Source organism: Portibacter lacus, assembly GCF_021533215.1.
GTDB classification, from domain to species: Bacteria; Bacteroidota; Bacteroidia; order Chitinophagales; family Saprospiraceae; genus Portibacter; species Portibacter lacus.
Genome location: NZ_JAJNKA010000002.1, coordinates 638,322 through 658,052 on the forward strand (window position 1 = coordinate 638,322; position 19,731 = coordinate 658,052).

General features: G+C 37.8%; 16 protein-coding genes. 2 read left to right on the plus strand and 14 right to left on the minus strand.

Features of this window, described 5'->3' with window-relative positions:
• Nucleotide 1: 1 nt before the first annotated feature.
• The 4 genes from L2586_RS05125 to dtd are packed head-to-tail and all read right to left on the minus strand — an operon-like array spanning nucleotide 2 to nucleotide 2,929.
• Entirely contained in the window at nucleotides 2-1,381 is a 1,380-nt protein-coding gene (locus L2586_RS05125) for a Gfo/Idh/MocA family protein (RefSeq protein ID WP_235291718.1), read from the minus strand.
• Nucleotides 1,378-2,142, minus strand: coding sequence for a creatininase family protein (locus L2586_RS05130; RefSeq protein WP_235291719.1), 765 nt, complete (start codon nucleotides 2,140-2,142; stop codon nucleotides 1,378-1,380). The genes L2586_RS05125 and L2586_RS05130 overlap by 4 nt, the downstream gene beginning before the upstream one ends.
• Nucleotides 2,139-2,477, minus strand: coding sequence for a nucleotide pyrophosphohydrolase (locus L2586_RS05135; RefSeq protein WP_235291720.1), 339 nt, complete (start codon nucleotides 2,475-2,477; stop codon nucleotides 2,139-2,141). The genes L2586_RS05130 and L2586_RS05135 overlap by 4 nt, the downstream gene beginning before the upstream one ends.
• Nucleotides 2,477-2,929 carry a D-aminoacyl-tRNA deacylase gene (gene dtd / locus L2586_RS05140; protein WP_235291721.1) on the minus strand — a complete coding sequence of 151 codons (453 nt, stop codon included), beginning with the start codon at nucleotides 2,927-2,929 and terminating at the stop codon, nucleotides 2,477-2,479. Before dtd ends, L2586_RS05135 begins: the two co-directional genes overlap by 1 nt.
• Before the next feature lie 189 nt (nucleotides 2,930-3,118).
• On the opposite strand from dtd, the gene L2586_RS05145 reads away from it, so the two are divergent.
• The gene (locus L2586_RS05145) at nucleotides 3,119-4,045 is read left to right on the plus strand and encodes a hypothetical protein (RefSeq protein WP_235291722.1); all 927 of its coding nucleotides are present in this window, start codon (nucleotides 3,119-3,121) and stop codon (nucleotides 4,043-4,045) included.
• Between the two features lie 205 nt (nucleotides 4,046-4,250).
• Here L2586_RS05145 and uvrA read toward each other — a convergent pair whose 3' ends face one another.
• The 10 genes from uvrA to L2586_RS05195 all read right to left on the minus strand — a co-directional run bounded on the left by uvrA (nucleotide 4,251) and on the right by L2586_RS05195 (nucleotide 16,047).
• The gene (uvrA, locus tag L2586_RS05150; RefSeq protein ID WP_235291723.1) at nucleotides 4,251-7,070 is read right to left on the minus strand and encodes an excinuclease ABC subunit UvrA; all 2,820 of its coding nucleotides are present in this window, start codon (nucleotides 7,068-7,070) and stop codon (nucleotides 4,251-4,253) included.
• Between the two features lie 19 nt (nucleotides 7,071-7,089).
• Nucleotides 7,090-7,911 (minus strand): purine-nucleoside phosphorylase, encoded by an 822-nt coding sequence (locus L2586_RS05155; RefSeq protein WP_235291724.1) that lies wholly within the window; start codon nucleotides 7,909-7,911, stop codon nucleotides 7,090-7,092.
• A gap of 21 nt (nucleotides 7,912-7,932) precedes the next feature.
• Nucleotides 7,933-8,550, minus strand: a complete 618-nt coding sequence (locus L2586_RS05160) for a hypothetical protein (RefSeq protein WP_235291725.1) — start codon at nucleotides 8,548-8,550, stop codon at nucleotides 7,933-7,935.
• A gap of 89 nt (nucleotides 8,551-8,639) precedes the next feature.
• On the minus strand, nucleotides 8,640-9,212 hold the full coding sequence (locus tag L2586_RS05165) for a Crp/Fnr family transcriptional regulator (RefSeq protein ID WP_235291726.1): 573 nt from the start codon (nucleotides 9,210-9,212) through the stop codon (nucleotides 8,640-8,642).
• Nucleotides 9,213-9,421: 209 nt separating this feature from the next.
• The gene (locus L2586_RS05170) at nucleotides 9,422-10,048 is read right to left on the minus strand and encodes a carbonic anhydrase (protein ID WP_235291727.1); all 627 of its coding nucleotides are present in this window, start codon (nucleotides 10,046-10,048) and stop codon (nucleotides 9,422-9,424) included.
• A gap of 331 nt (nucleotides 10,049-10,379) precedes the next feature.
• Nucleotides 10,380-10,796, minus strand: coding sequence for a DUF5606 family protein (locus L2586_RS05175; protein ID WP_235291728.1), 417 nt, complete (start codon nucleotides 10,794-10,796; stop codon nucleotides 10,380-10,382).
• Nucleotides 10,797-11,452: 656 nt separating this feature from the next.
• Complete coding sequence (locus L2586_RS05180) at nucleotides 11,453-13,444, minus strand: alpha-ketoacid dehydrogenase subunit alpha/beta (protein WP_235291729.1); 1,992 nt, start codon at nucleotides 13,442-13,444, stop codon at nucleotides 11,453-11,455.
• Nucleotides 13,445-13,446: 2 nt separating this feature from the next.
• A complete protein-coding gene (gene recO / locus L2586_RS05185) occupies nucleotides 13,447-14,172 on the minus strand; it encodes a DNA repair protein RecO (protein ID WP_235291730.1) in 726 nt (241 codons plus the stop codon).
• Nucleotides 14,173-14,255: 83 nt separating this feature from the next.
• On the minus strand, nucleotides 14,256-14,585 hold the full coding sequence (locus tag L2586_RS05190) for a hypothetical protein (protein ID WP_235291731.1): 330 nt from the start codon (nucleotides 14,583-14,585) through the stop codon (nucleotides 14,256-14,258).
• The gene (locus L2586_RS05195; protein ID WP_455430653.1) at nucleotides 14,575-16,047 is read right to left on the minus strand and encodes a GH3 auxin-responsive promoter family protein; all 1,473 of its coding nucleotides are present in this window, start codon (nucleotides 16,045-16,047) and stop codon (nucleotides 14,575-14,577) included. The genes L2586_RS05190 and L2586_RS05195 overlap by 11 nt, the downstream gene beginning before the upstream one ends.
• Before the next feature lie 283 nt (nucleotides 16,048-16,330).
• Between L2586_RS05195 and L2586_RS05200 the strand changes: the two genes are divergently transcribed.
• Entirely contained in the window at nucleotides 16,331-19,474 is a 3,144-nt protein-coding gene (locus tag L2586_RS05200) for a hypothetical protein (RefSeq protein WP_235291733.1), read from the plus strand.
• Nucleotides 19,475-19,731 lie beyond the last annotated feature (257 nt).

The following is a 19,731-nucleotide window of genomic DNA, read 5'->3' on the forward strand; positions in this document are numbered from 1 at the left end:
ATTAGACCATTTTCATCTGATTTGGATTCCAGCGAATGATTTTGTTTTCAAATAAACTTTTATTCGCAATCAGTGACGGAGCAGCAGCTCTTAAGCCAAATGTCGCATCTTCGATCACCTTTTCTTTGCCCAGAATCGCATTATAGAAATTGAGGTAATGAGCCTTGTGTTCATTAAATCCTTTCGGTGCAGTATACACCACTTCTTCCGCCACTTTCACCTTGTCACTTGGATTAGGATATGTTTCGCTATACCATTTTTTATAGGCTGCTTGCTCTTCCTCCGAAAAAGTACTGAAGGAATCCCATCCGCCATATCCAGGAGCATCACTCATTTTACTCTTGCTGACTAAAATTTTATTCCCTTTTATTTCCATAGCACCTTCTGTCCCTACTAACTTGAATTGGTTTCCTCCTCCTGCTCCATCGATGAAATTCACCTTAAGTACCATATTGAATGCAGGATGAGAAGCAGACTTAGGATAGTCAAACAAAGCCATCATCACATCTGGAACATCTCTTCCATCTTCCCAATACCTTAATCCCCCAGTTGCATATATCTTTTCCGGACCATTCGAGGAGATTACCGAATGCATGCCTGAGAATAAATGAACAAATAAGTCACCAGCTACTCCTGTTCCATAAGCCTGGTAATTTCGCCATCTAAAGAAATGTTCTTTGTTAAACGGAATCTTAGGTGCACTTCCTAGAAATTTATCCCAAGAAACAGTACTCGGTGAAGCATCCGTAGGTATGGAATACTGCCACGCACCCATGGCAGATTGCCGATTAAAAGAGGCCTCTGCTACTACAAGCTTCCCTATGGCTCCAGACTCATAAAGTTCTTTGGCCTTTTTATAAACAACAGAACTGACACGCTGGCTTCCGATCTGAACGATCTTACCTGATTCTCGCTCAGCTTCGATAATATCCATTCCTTCCTCTATCTGATGAACGATCGGCTTCTCTAAGTATAGGTGCTTCCCTGCTGCTAATACATCTAAGGCCATTTTTTTATGCCAATGGTCAGTCGTAGAAACAATTACAGCATCTATATCATCCCGACTTATCAATTCTTTGTAATCGGTATAGGTTACTACATCTTCTCCAAAAACTTCTTTCGTCCTTTCTAATCTACCTGTATATAAATCGCATGCAGCGACTAATTTAGCACCAGGGATAGAAACAGCAGTTCTAACATTGTTAAAACCCATGATTCCCATTCCGATTGCACCCAATCTAATTTCTTGATCTAACACATATTCATTAGCATCTTCTAGTGTATAAGACTTCTTGATACTTAATGCCTTTTTCGCTACTGCAGAAGCTACAAAACTACTTCCTGCTAATGTTCTTACAAACTTCCTCCTTGTCTGTTTCATTCATACTTGTTTTTCATATCCATGCTAGCCAAGTCGGCCATCAATCTACTTACTTTATCTGTTACGTCATTAAAAAAACGCTCCCCTTTCTCTTGTGTTGCCAGTTTAGGATTTCCTATTCCTGTATCTTCACTCACTTCTGTCCATTTTCTTTCTGCCCAAGCCCAAGATTCATTTAACCCACTTACTTTCCACTTTTTAGAAGCGCCCTCTCCTGCTTCATCTAATGGCCTTACTAATTCTGGCGTAAAATGTAACATCAGTGAAGTTTCCATTTCATCTGCATGATCTCCATCATACTCGTCAAAATATGCCTTCTTATCCATGGCCTGGAACCAATTGCAGAACGAAATAAACATATTTTGATATTTTAACCCAACTTCTCGAAGGATGGATTTAAAATTATTTCCACCATGAGAATTTAGAATTAATAACTTCTTGATGCCTTGCCTATCTAAAACCTGAACGATATCCTCGATAATAGCTTGCTGCGTGCTGGGATTAAGGTTAATATCTAACAAAACATCATCCTGTCCTGTATTAACGCCGAACGGAATGGTAGGTAAGACGATAACCTTAGCTCCTTCTTCATATGCCTTTCGCGCAGATTCCGCTGCGATAAAATCAGCCTCTATGACATCCGTGCCATATGGCAAATGATAATTGTGAGCTTCCGTTGCACCCCAAGGCAGAATAGCTAACTCAAATTTTTGTTCTTTAATATACTTCCAATTGCTTTCTAGTAGAATATATGGTCTCATTTAGTTAATTTTTCATTGTTCTGGTGTCTATCGCTATCTCTGTTAGTCTTCTTCATTAAGTTTTCAACTAACGCCTTATCCAAGTCAATATCCATCTGATTAGCCATGCAGATCAGAACAAAAAGCACATCAGCCATCTCATCAGAAAGCAATTCTTTAGGGCTTTTTTCTGGTGGATTTTTAAAGGACTGTTCCCCGTGAATCCGTGCGACAAGTCTTGCCAGTTCTCCTACTTCTTCTGTTAACATCGCCATGTTCGTTAACTCATTAAAGTATCGAACGCCGAAAGATTTAATCCATTCATCTACTTGGTTCTGCGCTTCCTTAATTTCCATTAAACTTTGTTTTTACTGTCCATAAATATCGTCACTGGTCCATCATTCAATAACTCCACTTTCATATCTGCACCGAAGACTCCAGCCTTCGCTTGGATTTTAGTTTCTTTTTCCCATTCTGCTAAAAAATGCTCATACTTGGGAATGGCGATTTCAGGTTTTGCCGCTGCAATGTAAGAAGGTCGATTTCCTTTTTTGGTAGAGGCAAATAAGGTGAATTGGCTTATAATTAAGATTTCTCCATTAATATCCAATAATGACTTATTCATTACACCTTCCTCATCATTGAAAATTCTCATATTCGATACTTTCCTGATAATCCACGAGGTATCTTCATTTTCATCTGCGTCCTCAATACCCAGTAATAAAAGTATTCCATGTTCAATTTTATTATGTATTTCACCAGTAATTTCAACTGACGCATATTTTACTCTTTGTATTATTGCTCTCATCTCAATGACAATTAATTATCTAATGTATGTTAAATGTTTGGCTTCAATTTTGCATCCATAGGGGTTAAACGACAAAATAAGTGTCTTAGCAATAAGAATATAATTACCACCTTAATTTATTTTAAACCTATGCGTACCCTTGACCACCATATCCATAGGAGGATCATAATTGTTTTTACATTCTTAAGCGTGATTTGCATCACCTTAAATGGCCAAAATAATGGCATTTACAAAAAGCTATATTCATCCATTTACCTCTCTAATGCTAGTTCTAATAACTATCTAAAGAAACAAAGAAATCATAAACCAGCACTTAAATCTTTAGAAAGCAATTTCTATACCGACCAAAGTGCTAGATCCAGATCTAAAGCTTATTCTATTTCAAGAAATATATATAATTATTCTAACAGTCTCGAGCTTAAGCAAAGAGTTGTAGAAGATCATTTAGAAGCTTGCTTAAGTGATAGAAGTCCTTATCTGAGATTCAGATTAAGTAATCACTTAATTCATTTCGATAAAAAAGACTTTAATGATCATGCTATTTCAATGCTGAAAGAGCTCATCGAAACAGATCGAAATAAGAAACACTTTATCGTTATTGCTGGATATAAAGAAATAGATGAAGTCCTTCCTAATATTTCAAAGTATACGGAAGAAGATATTCTAGAATCTTGGGATGTTGTTCAAGGCCTTGCTCGAGTAGGAAATCCTGAAGCTCTTGCTATCTGTAAAAGGATAATGGAAGAGTATCCATTAGATAAAAGGTTCTTCGATCGCTTTCTTCCAGGTCTTGCATTCACAAATGACAGAATGGTTTTTGACTTGATTATAGAGGAAATATTAAGTGATGAAAATACGGAATTAATAGGTCAGCGATTAAAAGATTATCAGCGTTATTTTATGTTGAAAAACATCATTCCTTTAATGTATGAATATCCATACCGTTTTGTGGATGAGTCTCAGTTAATGGAAGATGAGTTTTATCACCAGTTGCACTTCGCAATGGATTGGTTAGAAAAGAATAAAGAAACCTACACCTTAATTCATGTAGAAAGTCCGATGAAGCAAAAGGAAAGCCCATACATCAATAAAGACATAACTTCTTTCAGTTTCTAAGCTTTGCGATCTTCGAAGTAATAATAATCGGCTAAGTAGTCATCGTAAAATATCAAATTATCAATATTCAGAAAACATAGAAATATCTGGATTATCGTAATAGTTAAGAAAAACCATGGCGGTGCTTACCTACTTAATTCATTCAAGACTCACGTCTCAGGACTTAAGACTTACGACTCAAGACTCAAGACTCAAGACTTACGACTCACCCTAATTCCATAGCTAAGAATCTAGCCGTTTCGTTATCCTTTAGTTTTACCATCTTCTCAGGTGTCCCATTATACACAATCTTGCCACCTCTATTTCCTCCATCTGGGCCAAGATCCACAATTCGATCAGCCACTTTAATGATGTCCATATTGTGCTCAATTACCAAGACGGTATTTCCTTTATCAACTATTCGGTTAATCACCTTAATCAAGTATTGAATATCCTCGAAATGTAAACCAGTCGTCGGCTCATCTAAGATATAAATAGTTTGTCCCGTATCTTTCTTTGAAAGTTCTTCTGCCAGTTTCACTCGCTGTGCTTCTCCTCCAGATAGTGTTGTCGCTTGTTGGCCTAGCGTAATATATCCTAGACCTACATCTCTCAGCGTTTTCAATTTTCTGTATATAGATGGGACCATTTCGAAAAACTTGGTCGCTTCTGCAACGGTCATGTTAAGTACATCAGAAATATTTTTCCCTTTATAAATAATCTCAAGCGTTTCTCGATTATATCGTTTGCCTTGACATTCTTCACAATCCACATACACATCTGGAAGGAAATTCATTTCTATTGCTCGTTGGCCTCCGCCACCGCACACTTCGCATCGCCCCCCTTTAACATTGAAGGAAAAACGTCCTATTTTATATCCTCTAATTAAAGCCTCTGGTACCTTGGCAAATATTTTTCTGATATCCGTAAATACTCCTGTATACGTTGCTGGATTAGATCGTGGTGTTCTCCCTATCGGTGACTGATCGATTTCTATCACTTTATCCAAGTGCTCTAGTCCTTTGATCGAATCATACTGAAGTGGCTTCTTGACGCTTTTATAAAAATGCTGACGTAAGATCGGGTACAACGTTTGATTAATCAATGAAGATTTCCCACTTCCACTGACTCCTGTTATACAGGTCAATGTTCCAAGGGTAATTTCTAGATTTTGCTTCTTAAGATTATGCCCATCAGCACCTTTCAGCACTAACTTCTTGCCATTACCTTTCCGACGTTTCTTAGGAACTTCTATTTCTTTTCGATCTGATAGATAATCTGCCGTCACACTCTCTATTTTCAGAAAGTCTTCTGGTGTTCCTTCAGCTACGATTTCTCCACCCAATTCTCCCGCCCCAGGACCTAGATCGATCAAGTAATCTGATGCCAACATGATATCCTTATCGTGTTCTACTACGATTACCGTATTTCCGATGGTTGTTAAGTTCTTCAGTGCCTTTATCAACCGCTGATTATCTCGTTGATGTAATCCTATCGATGGCTCATCAAGGATATAAGTAATCCCTGTTAGTTGCGAACCGATCTGAGTTGCAAGCCTTGTCCGCTGAGATTCTCCTCCAGAAAGGGTTCTCGTCGGGCGATCTACACTAAGGTAATCTAATCCTACTTCTAGTAAAAAGCCTAGCCTATCTTGAATTTCTTTGAGCACATCTTTCGCGATGGCCAGTTGATTCTTAGACATTTGCTGATCTACAGTGGAAAACCAATCATGCATTTCCGCAAGATCCATCGCTGCTAATTCTCCTATATGTTTTCCCGCAATCTTATAATGAAGAGATTCCTTCATCAGACGATAACCATCGCATTCTGGGCACTTCACCACCTCCATAAACTCTTCTGCCCATGAACGAATCCTTTCAGAGCTCGAGTCCTCATACCATCTGGCTAACATCGTTACCAATCCTTCCTCTGCTAAGTTATACACTAAGTCATGTGCAACTCCAGGAACTTTGGTTTTGATAGAAGAATCACCACCATTCAATATCGTTTCTAAAGCCTTCTTAGGAATATCTTTGACCGGTGTAGAAAAGGTAAATTTATATTTCTTCGCTATCGCTCTTAATTGCTTAAAGGTCGTATTATCCCGCACTTCACCGAATGGTGCAATCCCGACTTCATTGATACTTTTTGTATCATCTGGAATAACTTTATTTAAGTCTACTGAATTCACGGAACCAAGTCCTCTACACTTCTTACATGACCCGTAAGGTGAGTTAAATGAAAAGGTGTTCGGCGAAGGTTCTTCATATGAAATTCCACTCTCTGGGTCCATTAACCGCTTACTAAATGGAACGATTTCATCATTCGTCATATCATGAATCATCACAAAATCAGCAGACATTCTGTATGCCATTTGCAACGATGCTCTTAGTCTGTCTCGTTTAGAATCTTCTACTTTTATTCGATCAATGACGATTTCTATATCATGGACTTTGTAACGATCTACTTGAAGTCCAGGAACAAGATCTATGATTTCACCATCTACTCTAACTTTCGTAAATCCTTTCTTAAATGTACGCTCGAATAATTCTCTGTAATGCCCCTTTCTAGAACGAATCATCGGCGCTAGAATACTAATTTTCTTACCTTTGTATTCTTCCAGAATCGAATCAAAGATCTGATCCTCCGAATACTTCACCATCTTCTTTCCAGTCACATAAGAATACGCATCCGACGCTCTTGCAAAAAGCAATCGCATAAAATCATAAATCTCAGTAGTTGTCCCTACCGTAGACCGAGGATTCCAAGCCGTCGTTTTCTGCTCGATCGAAATCACAGGAGAAAGACCATTAATCTTTTCAACTTCCGGTCGATCCATCGTGCCTAGGAACTGTCGAGCATAGGCGGAAAAAGTTTCCATATACCGTCGCTGACCTTCAGCATAAATGGTATCGAATGCCAATGACGACTTTCCGCTACCACTAACGCCGGTGATGACTACCAATTTATTCTTTGGAATGCTAAGAGAGATATCTTTGAGATTATGCTCCTTGGCACCGATTACTTCTATTTCATTATTACTCACACACGCAAGTTTGCAAAAATTATGGAATTAACGCACCCAACAAAGCAGATAATTTTTCTCCAGAAAGATGTGCAACCTCGATAACGGAGTCGATACTTGTTTCTTGGATGCGATCTGTTGGGTAACAGACATTAGAAACAATGGATACAGCAAATATGTTCATCTCAGCGTGTTTCGCTACGATTACCTCAGGCACGGTCGACATTCCTACTAGATCTGCACCTGAACGATGAATGAATTCATACTCCGCTGGTGTTTCGAGATTAGGTCCTGCTAGGGAAAAGTAAATACCTTCTTTTAGGTCAATTTTCATCTCTTTTGCAATACCATGAGCTTTCACTCTTAGGTCAGGACAATATGTATTTTTTAAATCTGGAAACCGAACCCCGAGACGCGAGTCGTTCTGACCGCGAAGTGGATTCTCCGGCATAAAGTTGATATGGTCTTTAATCACCACTAGATCACCAGCTTCATAATCGGCATTCGTTCCGCCAGCTACATTTGTAATAAAAATATTTTCTACGCCTAAGAGCTGGAAAAGGCGCACTGGGAAAGTAACCTCCTTCATGGAATATCCCTCGTAGTAATGAAATCGACCTGACATGACGATAATTGGCTTTCCCTTTAATTTTCCAATAATCAATTCTCCTTGATGAGATTCGACGGTACTTACAGGAAAATGCGGAATGTTTTTATAAGGAATTCTTTCTTCTATGTCAATGCTGTCCACAAAACTTCCGAGGCCCGTTCCCAGTATAACAGCATCCAGGATATTACCCTTAAGATAACCCCTTACGAAGGATGTTGCCTCTGCTATTTTCTCATAATAAGATTTACTCATCGAGTAAAAATAGCATGATATTTAAAACTTATAGCCAAAATGAAGGCCTGGTTCAAATAAAAAGTACTTATTCCATTTCTTTTCTACCGCTGCAAATGACTCCGGAACATTTGTATTAATAGGCCATTGTGTTACAGCAATTGAAGGCTCTATAAAGAGGCGATTCTTAAAAAACTGAAAGTGATACCCTAGCCTATAAGTCATGAATAACTGATAGCCAATTTGTATTTTGTTGTCTTCACTATCTACATATTTCTGCCTAGCATTGAATGCATGAACTGCTGCGTAAGCACCTTTGTAAATAAACCTTTGGTAGGCTAACGCAATACCTGCCTCTCTGATGTATCCCGGATAATTTTCACCTGGTGCTTCATAGTATTTTCCATATGGAATTCCTATTGGCCAGGCATACTTCCAGGTTTTCACCTCTATCGAGACGACATCCTTCGGAGTAATTCTGTATCCAAGGTTGAGTTGAACGAAATCTGGTTTGTTTTGAGGTAAAAGGTTACCTAGCATGAAAAAGGTACTACCTATAAAGTACTTTTTAGTCTCAGAATTTTGACTTCCGATCTGTCCACTTAAAGATGTGCTTAATAGGACTAATGCTGCTATCACTATGATTACTTGTTTTTGCATAATATTTGCTTTTAATTAAATACTATACAAATGTAAGCGGTCACCAAACCTACATTCATTCACTTAAGTTAATAAATGCCCGATTTCCATTATTTATTCACAATTCTATTTCGCAATCGACTTAAGGACTGAGGAGTCATCCCAAGAAAACTTGCTATTTGGTATTGTGGAACTCGCTGTAACAAATCAGGTCTTGTTTGTTGCAATTTCAGGTAGCGTTGTTCCGGTGTAGAAGTCTTAAAATCGTCAAATTCAACTGTATTTTTCATAAGCAACTCCTCTGAAAGTACTCGACAAAGCTTTTCGAATTTTGGAAATTTCTGGAAGATTTCTTGCTCCATTTCAGAATTAGCACTAATCAGAATTGCATCTTCATCTACAGAAATATAATATTCTGAAGGGCTTTTAGTAATGATGCATGGTGGATTCAAAGATTCTGCTTCTGTATAAAAGGCAGTCGTTTTTTCTACTCCATCCTTTAAGTAATAGCACCTTAAGTACCCTTTAACAACAAAATATCCATAGTCTGAATATTGGCCTTCCTTAAGAAGTATCGTCCCTTTCTTATACTGCTTGAAGATGTCTAAGTCTGAAATTGCTTTCTTTTCCTCAGCATTTAATGCGATGTACTTAGAAAGATAGTCGAAAAGAAAGTGCTCCATGGTTGAATGCGATTAAATTTCAAGTTTTTAATGTATTTAATAAATAGATCGAATTATCTTCTGCTTTAGCTTCGATCATTATTCTATTTTTTAATGCAGTGCTTTTTCTTTTAGGTCAATGTTAAACCCTAATTTATATCGTTTAATAGGGTATAGAATTGCTAATCGCGCTAACATTGACCTACCTAAAAGGTCTTATTTCCTAAGCATTAATCAAGTCGGTATATCTCCATTACGTTTTCTAATATTTTAGGAAAATCAATCTTCAAGTCTATCAGTTTACCAGAATGAATGTCAAACACCCAGCCGTGTACCGTAAGACCTCTGTCTCTATATGCTCTTTGGACTTCAGCGGTCTTAATAACATTGACACATTGCTCCTGAACATTTAGTTCTACTAGTCTTTTATATCGTGTTTCTTCATCACTGATTTTACTAAGTTCCTCCTTGTGCAAACGGTATACATCTCGAATATTTCTCAGCCAAGGATTTAAGATACCTAGATCTTGGGACTGCATTGCTGCTTTAACACCTCCACAGTAGTAATGACCACATACGACCACTTGCTTTACTTCAAGGTGCAAGACTGCGTAGTCAATTACTGACATCGAACTGAGGTCTGTATTAGGAACCATGTTTGCAATGTTCCTATGCACGAAAGCCTCACCTGGAGAAACGCCCATTAATTCTTCAGCGGTGACTCGACTATCGGAACAACCTATGTATAGGATATCTGGTTTCTGACCTTTCGAAAGATTGCTAAAATAATCTGGATCAAGGTTAAGTTTTTCTTTCACCCACTCTTGATTATTCTTAAATATTTGTTTTGTGTTCATTTGCTTTTAGTTTTATATTGGTTAGCTAGCTAAAAGAGATGCGGCTAATGCTCTTTTCTTATTACCAAAAATATGAAAATATCGCTACTTAATGGCGGGAAGATTAAGCTTGAATAAAATAGAGTGCAATAAAACCTTAGATGACGACCATTTCGGAGATATACCGAAACAAACTTTTTGATTCTTAAATTAGAATAGAGGAGGAGTGACTAAATAATACAAAAATGTATCCCTAGAATATGGATAATTGATAAGATAAGGCGGACCATTTAATGTCAATGAGGTTTTTATTTCATTGACATTAAATCAGCCTTGTATAGAACAGTATAATTTACTCTTCTTCCGATTTAGCATCTTTTCCAGAGAAGTCTAATGCATTTCTCTTATCCAGAAAATTATACCACTTTATTACTTTTTTAATATCACTGATAAACACACGATCTCTATCGAAATCAGGAAGGATTTTATCAAAATAATCAAACAACTGCGGTGCTGGAGCATTCGGTTCTAGAATTGGATTTTCAGCTTGCTGATCGTGCATTGCTTTGAAAACATCGCCGATAGCTACTGCATCTCCATAAGTATAAATCGCAACAGATCCAAGAGGAGTAAACTGGTGTTTTCTCATCGTGTAGAACTTGGTTTTCTCTGTATCCATGTCTGCGACAAGTAATCCGTTATTTCTAGTGGAAACCAATTTGAAGATGCCAGGCATACCACTAACTGCTACATATTTTTCTAAGTTCATTGTTTCTTATTTTCGGCGCGAAAGTAATGATTTTAGATTAATAACGTATGATGGAGTGAAAAATTTGCTTTTTAATTAAAAAGTATGATAGGGCTTTCGATCTGACAGCGCTTATGGCGATGTTAGATCTATTTCCACAACATTGATGTCATCGCGGTAAGCGATAAACATCAGGAAAACACTCTTGATTTGACAATACGCTCGATCTGACAGCGCTTATAGCGATGTTAGATCTATTTCCACAACATTGATGTCATCGCGGTAAGCGATAAACATCAGGAAAGCACTCTTGATTTGACAATACGCTCGATCTGACAGCGCTTATAGCGATGTTAGATCTATTCCTACAACATTGATGTCATCGCGGTAAGCGATAAACATCAAGAAAGCACGCTCGATCTGACAACACGCTCGATCTGACAGCGCTTATAGCGATGTTAGATCTATTTCTACAACATTGATGTCATCGCGGTAAGCGATAAACATCAGGACAACACTCTCGATCTGACAATACGCTCGATCTGACAGCGCTTATAACGATGTTAGATCTATTCCTACAACATTGATGTCATCGCGGTAAGCGATAAACATCAAGACAATACGCTCGATCTGACAGCGCTTATAGCGATGTTAGATCTATTTCCAATATCATCAAGTTAATACTCTACAATCTTCTTTATCGATTCCTTTAGTCGTTCTATCGGAAGGTAATCACCTTCGAGAATCTTATTGAATGGAATCGGCGTATCCAAACTGGCAACCCTCATTAATGGAGCATCTAAGTGCTCGAATAAATGCTCAGCGATATAAGCAGAAAGATCAGCACCTATTCCACCGAACATAGAATCCTCATGCAACAAAATCACTCGATTCGTCTTGCGAACAGTTTCTCCTATCGCCTCATAATCTAATGGCTGCAAACTCCTCAAATCAAGCACTTCGCCATCTATTTCTAAAGCATCTAAAACTTCCTTTGCCCAGTGAACTCCGAGACCGTAGGTAATTATCGAAAAAGCTTTTCCTTCACGAGCTATTCGCGCTTTACCTATTTCAATGGTATACTTATCCTCTGGAACTTTACCAGAAATCGAGCGATACATCGCCTTATGTTCGAAAAACAAAACTGGATTCGGATCGATAATCGCACTCATCAATAATCCTTTCGCATCGATGGCATTCGATGGATAGACCACTTTTAATCCTGGTGTATGTGTGAACCAGGCTTCTGTGCTTTGCGAATGAAACGGTCCTGCACCCACAGAACCACCAGTCGGCATTCGAATAACACAATCCACATTCTGGCCCCAGCGATAGTATAATTTCGCCATGTTATTCACAATCTGATTAAATCCACAAGAAACAAAATCAGAGAATTGCATTTCTACTACAGATTTATAACCTTTCAGACTTAATCCTACCGCAATTCCTAAAACTGCACTTTCGCATATCGGCGTATTTCGAACGCGTTCTCGACCGTACTTCTCTAGAAAACCATCTGTAATTTTGAAAACACCTCCATAATCAGCAATATCCTGCCCCATGAGCACCAAGTCATCGAAAGTGGTCATAGATTGATCCAGAGCTTGTGAAATTGCGTCTATAAATCTTATTTCTTTTGATGCGCCTTCAGGTAACATTTCTATTACTGCAGAACTTTTATAAACATCTTCTATTTCATTCTTGATGGTTGGTTCAGAGAATTCTTCTGCCTCTTTTAGCTCTTTACTTATTCGAGACTTATACTCTGCTCTCAAGTCTAGTATTTCCTCTTCATCCAGAAAACCTTCCTCTAACAAAAACAACTCGTAATTGCTGATCGGATCTTTTGTTGCCCACTCGCTCATTAATTCTTCAGGAACATACTTGGTCCCAGAAGCTTCTTCGTGCCCTCTCATTCTGAAAGTCATGCATTCTACGAGAACTGGCCTTGGATTTTCTCTGATGTCTTCTGCTAATTTCGAAATCGTTTGATATACCTCTAGTACATTATTCCCATCGATTGTTATTCCTTCCATTCCATATCCCACTGCCCGATCTGCTAGTTGCTTACATGCGTATTGTTCTGAAACGGGAGTAGATAAGCCATAGCCATTATTTTCTATTACAAAAATGACTGGTAGTTTCCAGACCGAAGCCATATTAAGTGCCTCATGAAATTCTCCTTCACTCGTTCCGCCTTCACCAGTAAACGCTAGAGAAACGTTTGCTTCTCCACCTAGTTTATGAGCAAGTCCTACACCAGCAGCTAGCGATAACTGGGCTGCAAGGTGAGAAATCATACCTACGATCTTATAATCCTGCGTTCCGAAGTGAAAAGATCGGTCTCTCCCTTTCGTGAATCCTTCCATCTTTCCTTCCCATTGCGCAAAAAGCTTTCTCAGCGGAATGCCCCGACTCGTAAAAACCCCAAGATTTCGGTGCATCGGAAAGATGTATTCTTCCTTATTCATTGCTAAGGTACATCCTACAGCAATAGCCTCCTGGCCGATTCCAGAGAACCACTTAGAGATTCGTCCTTGTCGAAGAAGCTTTAACATTTTCTCCTCTATCATTCGAGCATATAGCATCTCTTTATAGAGCTTTAGCAGTTGTTTTTTCTTAAGCTTTTCTGTATGGTAGGTAATTGCTGGAGAGTTGCTAGTCGTCATAATTAAGAAAGAATTTCGTTAAGAATGGAATATGTATGTAGTTCTTTTATGGATTCTATATGCAATTTATAGAATAGAATTAACTTATCTAATAAAATTCTTCTTTGGGTATTGGTCAATTTTAATTCATGTACATAATTCCGTTCCTGCATCATTAAATCGTACAACCATTCCGATTGGTCTGCATCTAGAAATTGATGATGATCAGGAAGCTTAGACACAAACTGGCCAGCCATTAAATCAAAATATGGATTGTTAATACTAAAATTATCCCTTGGCTGGATACCGATCTGTTCCGCTAATTCAATCATAAAAAGCAAGTGAACATTCGAAACAGATTCGGAAGACAAGTCTAAGTGTAAAAACCAGTAATAAATAAATTCAAAAAGAGATGTATTCTCTTCATCTTCTTTAATCGTATTCTTCAGAATTTCTGTCATAAACATACCTACTGAAGATCTTCTTATTTCAAATGGAATGCGCTGATATAAATGAGAACTAGCAATTTCCTTGATACGAAACAACCCTTTGGTATTTTTATGGTACGCGACTACTTCCACCAAGGACATGATCTGACATAACCCTGCTTGAGTCTTAGATTTTTTATTTCTTACACCGCCTATTATATAACTATTTAATCCATAGTCTTGGGTATAGATATCTAGGATCAGGCTCGTTTCACCATACTTTAAACTTCGTAGAATTATTCCTTTCGTTTTGACTAACATTGTTTTCGAACTTGGGCTAATGAATTTCCCTACACCTTATTTTATGAAAATGATCGCACTAAAGCTAGTTAAAAAGATCTCACTCACCATTCCCAGCCTTCTTCTATTTCTCCTTCTTGTTTAAAATCTATTTTTGTTTGGATTCTTTTCTTCTGCCGATTCCATATCAAGTGTGCAAGACAAGTATATGGATGGACTGGATTCTTCGGGTCTAGGCAAGCATTAATATGTGGTTCCAGAACATCCAAGCGATACAAGTAACTCATCAGTAATCCAAAATCCTGTTCTATTAATTCTGCTACTCTCCGCTCGATCCGAATGATCATCTGCTCTTCATCAAGTTCATCCTTTTCATCTGCACCAATCTCAAGTGCGCCATTTATGACAAGAAAAGATTCCTTGTTAATGTCCATTATCATCTTTTAAAAAACTCAAAATATCCTCCACGTACTTTCGGTTATTAGATAATCTAGGCACTTTATTTTGCCCGCCTAATTTTCCTCGCTTCTCCATCCACTTATAAAAGGTATTCGTTGGTAAAGATTCGACCGTTAGATTCTCTAATGCCATGCTTTTAAAACGTTTCGCTTCATAATCAGAGTTCACTTCTTGCAAACTTTCGTCAAGTCTTTTACTAAATTGACCTAAATCCGCCGGAGGCTTTAAAAACTCTATTAACCACTCATGGCCACCTTTTGTTCCTTCTTTGATATATATCGGAGCTACCGTATAGTCAGAAACTTTCACATTGAACTCATCGCAAGTCTTCGCAAGCGCTTTGTCTGTATTACTCACCATGACTTCTTCTCCAAAAACATTGATAAAATGCTTCGTTCTTCCTGTGATTCTAATTTTAAATGGACTCAGTGATGTAAACTTAATCGTATCGCCAGTCATGTATCGCCATAACCCAGCATTGGTACTGATTACCATTGCATAATTAACATCTAATTCTACTTCTTCCAGTCCTATCGTCCGCGCATCATCTTGCTCAAACTCAGACATCGGCAAGAATTCATAATACACACAATTATCAAGTAACAAGAGTAAATCATTAGACTCAAGATCATTCTGAATTGCAAAATAACCTTCGGACGCATTATATACCTCTTGGTAGGTGAAGTCGTCGCTAGGAATAAACCGCTCAAACTGCGAGCGGTAAGGTTCGAAGCCCACACCGCCATGAACATACGCTTGAACATCCGGCCAGACTTCTAGCATATTATCCTTTCCAGTTGCTTCTAATATCTTTCTGAATAAAACTATAGTCCAAGAAGGCACTCCACCAAACATGGTTACTTGCTCTCTAGAACAGATTTGCACCATTTTCTCTATCTTCTCATCCCAGTCAGGAAGTAGTGCCGTTCTGAAATCAGGTGTATAAAACGGTCTTCCAACAATAGGCATATTATAAAGCATAATTGCGGAAATGTCACCATAAGTTGTCATATGGTTCCCTTCATAATTACTTAGACTACCGCTCATCACCAGATTCTTTCTTTCGAAAATCCTTGCATCACTTCGTCCTTTATAAAGTAACGTAACTACATCCCAACTCCCTTTAATATGACAACCTCTGAGATTCTCCTTAGGAACTGGAATAAACTTGCTTTTGCTCGATGTTGTTCCCGAAGATTTCGCATACCAATTTACAAATCCCGGCCATAATATATTAAAAGAACCATTCATCATTCTTTTGATGTATGGCTCTAAGTCATCATATTCATTAAGAGGAACTTCTTTCCGATACTGTGCAGGAGAATTAATGCCTTTGTAGTTATATCGCTTTCCCCACTCCGTATTTGCTGCTTTCCCTATCAAATAGTTAAACGTACGAAGCTGAGTTTCATGGGGGTTTTCCATAAAGTTTTGCACACTTTGGTAACGACGTTCCAAGTAGGTACTAATCAATTTATTAAATACAGCTTTCAATAGATCATTTATTCAATAGAGTATTAAAGATAGCAAACCAAACAAAATATTAAAGTTTGTTAAAGTCTTATTAAAAACTACTTCACATACATAATTATAAAATCAATTTGACATGAAATATGTTATAATAGGTAGCTAAGTCACTGATAAAGGGGTGTTTAAGTCGAACTTTAGAGGTAAACTTGAGTTACAAAAATTGTATATCCTACTATAAACAAATAAAAAAATGAGAAAACATATCATATTAACAACTGTATTTTTGCTGCTGGCAATCATAGCAGCGGATGCACAATATTTTGGTCAAAATAAACCAAGATATCAAAGCTTCGATTTCGAAGTAAAAGAAACGGAACATTTCGATATTTATACCTATTTGAAAAATCCGGACATGCTTAAGCAGCTTGCCTTGCAGACGGAGGCTTGGTATAAAATGCACGCCAGAATCTTCAGGGATACATTTGCTGAAAAAAATCCAATCATCTTTTATAATAATCATGCGGATTTCCAACAAACGAATGCTATTTCAGGGACTATCGGTATCGGAACGGGTGGAGTAACTGAAGGTCTTAAAAACAGAGTTGTGCTTCCGATCACCTTTACAACCCAACAAACGAATCATGTGCTAGGGCATGAGCTAGTGCATGCATTTCAGTATCATAAAATAATCCAAGGTGATAGTACTAGTTTGCAAAATCTCCAGAACTTGCCCTTGTGGATGGTAGAGGGACTAGCAGAATACATGTCGAAAGGTAATGCGGATACATACACTTCTATGTGGATAAGAGATGCGGTGGCTAATGACGACATTCCGTCGCTCAAAGATTTGAACAATCCTAAGTACTTTCCTTATAGATATGGTCAGGCATTCTGGTCTTTTTTAGCTGGAATCTATGGTGATCAAGTGATCGAACCGATGTTTATGAATACTGCGAAATATGGCCTTGCCGTTGCGGTCGACTCCGTCCTAGGAACGTCTATTGAAAATCTAAATAATCAGTGGGAAAACGCACTGTCCACACATTATCAACCTTATGTTAGAAATAAGAAAGAAGACTTCATCGGGAAGAAAGTGATTTCAGAAGACAATGCTGGGAAAATGAACGTTTCTCCTGCTTTAAGTCCTAACGGGAAATATGTGATTTTCCTTTCGGAGAAGGATTTATTTTCTACTGAATTATACTTAGCTGATGCGCAGTCTGGGGAGATAATCAGAAGAATTTCTTCGAAAACGACAGATGGGCACATAGATGATATTAATTTTCTAGAGTCCGCTGGAACTTGGTCTCCAGATAGTAAAGAATTCGCTTACGTCGCTTTCAGTAAAGGTCGAAATATCTTAGTGATTAAGGAGGCAGAAACTGGAAAGACGATACAATCTACCAAAATTCCAAATCTCCTATCATTTACGAATCCTGCATGGCATCCTAATGGTAAAGAAATTATACTCACTGGGTTAGAGCAAGGTCAGACAGATCTTTACCTTTATAATATTCGAAGGAATAAAGCAAGTAAAATCACAGATGACATTTATAGTGAAATTCATGCTAATGTTAATGAAGAAGGGACTCTCATAGCATTTGCAACGGATGAGAACTCGGTTAAAAATGGTACGACGAATGGTAAGTACACCTTCGATATTGCTATCCATGATTTAGAATCGGGGACCACTAAAATCTTAGATGTTTTCAAAGGCGCTAATAACTTAAATCCTAATTTTGATTTCGAAGGAAACATTCTTTTCTTATCTGATCGAGATGGATATCGTAACATGTATAAGTATGTTGTCGCTACGGGAGAGGTTTTGCAAATGACGGATTTTATTATTGGAATCAGTGGGATTACTGAGTATTCACCAGCAATTGCAGTTTCTCGAAAAAGAGATCGAGTCCTGATGACGAATTATAATGATCACACTTACAATATTTACAAAACGGTCAATAAGAATCTGCTGAACAAACCAGTAGATCCTGCTGATGTCAATTTTGATGCTGGAACACTTCCTGTGAAAAGTATAGGTAAAAGAGATTTGGTTAATAATCAGCTCGAAGTAATGGATAAGGCACTTTCCGTTTCCGAATTAGAAACTTATAAGAAAGTGAGATATAAGCCTAAGTTTAAATTAGACTACATCGGAGGAGGAACTGGTGTTGCAGTGGGAAATTCAACTTTTGGAAATTATACTGGATTAGCAGGTGGAATAGACATGTTATTCGGTGATATTTTGGGTAACAACCAGATTTTCGCGCAAGCTTCGCTCAATGGAGAAATCTACGATGCTGGTGGGCGAGTTACTTATATCAATAGGAAGAATAGAATTGCTTATGGGTTCGGACTTTCTCATGTTCCTTTAAGAACTGGATATCAGAATTACTCATTTAATCAAAGTGATGACCTTTCTCCAAATACTGGATTCCCTTACAATGTCAAGCAGGAGTTGAATATTCTTAGGATCTTCGATGATGGAGGTAGTGTTTTTGCTCACCTACCATTCTCTAAAAGTCTGAGATTAGAAGCAGGTCTAGAGCTAACATACAGAAGTTTCAGGAATGATCTATATACTTCTTATTTGCAGTATGACCAGTTATCAGGATATTCTCAGCAAGTAGATCAAGATCGAGAAAAAGTGCCCACTGGAGATGTGATCCAGTTTGATCAATATTTTTCATTGGTCAAAGGATGGAAACAGAGTGCGAATATTGCATTAGTCGGTGATAATTCAAATTTTGGATTGACTTCACCATTGAAGGGATATCGATATCGAATCGGTGTGGAGCAACATTATGGAACCGACAAGTATATTAGTGGATTAGCCGATGGAAGATATTACTGGTGGTTAAAGCCTGTCAGTCTTGCAGTACGAGGTTTCGCTTACACAAGATTTGAGCAAGATGTTAATAGTGTTTACCCTTTTTATATTGGTCAAATGGGCTTTGTAAGAGGATATGGATCATTGTTTAGTGGTGCAACAGATTTGCTAAGCAACTACGACATTGCTTTTGAACAAGTTCTAGGGTCAAAGGTATTAATGGCGAGTGGTGAAGTAAGACTACCATTTACAGGACCTAAACAATTATCCCTGATTGGATCTAAGTATTTAATTTCAGACTTGGCTTTATTCTATGATGCAGGTGTAAGTTTCAATGAATTTTCAGATTTAACAGAAGGTCGTTCTGTTACAGTTACTAGGGTAGGTGATGATGGGATTCCTATGAACGTAGAAGAAGTTAGAACGTCGGCTTTGTTGATGTCAGCAGGACTTTCGATGAGGATCAATTTGTTCGGATACATGATTGCAGAACCTTACTTTGCAGTTCCGATTCAGAAAGGAAGTAGAGGAAGTTTCGGATTGAACATTATTCCTGGTTGGTAAATGCTCGATTGAAGCCTGTTGAATTATAAACTTGCATCGACCTGACACATTTAAGGAAAGCAACGAGAGCTGGCCGGTATGTGTTAGGTCTTTTCTGGAGTTTAAAGGTAAAAGTTTATAGTTTAAAAGCTGTATATGCCTGAATAACGTTGACCGGGTTTAAATAAAATCTTTAAAGTATAGTTACTTTTAAACTACTTTATATTACCTGTGTTTTAGGTTGTTTTTTCTTAAAGTTACATAATTTATTTTCAAAT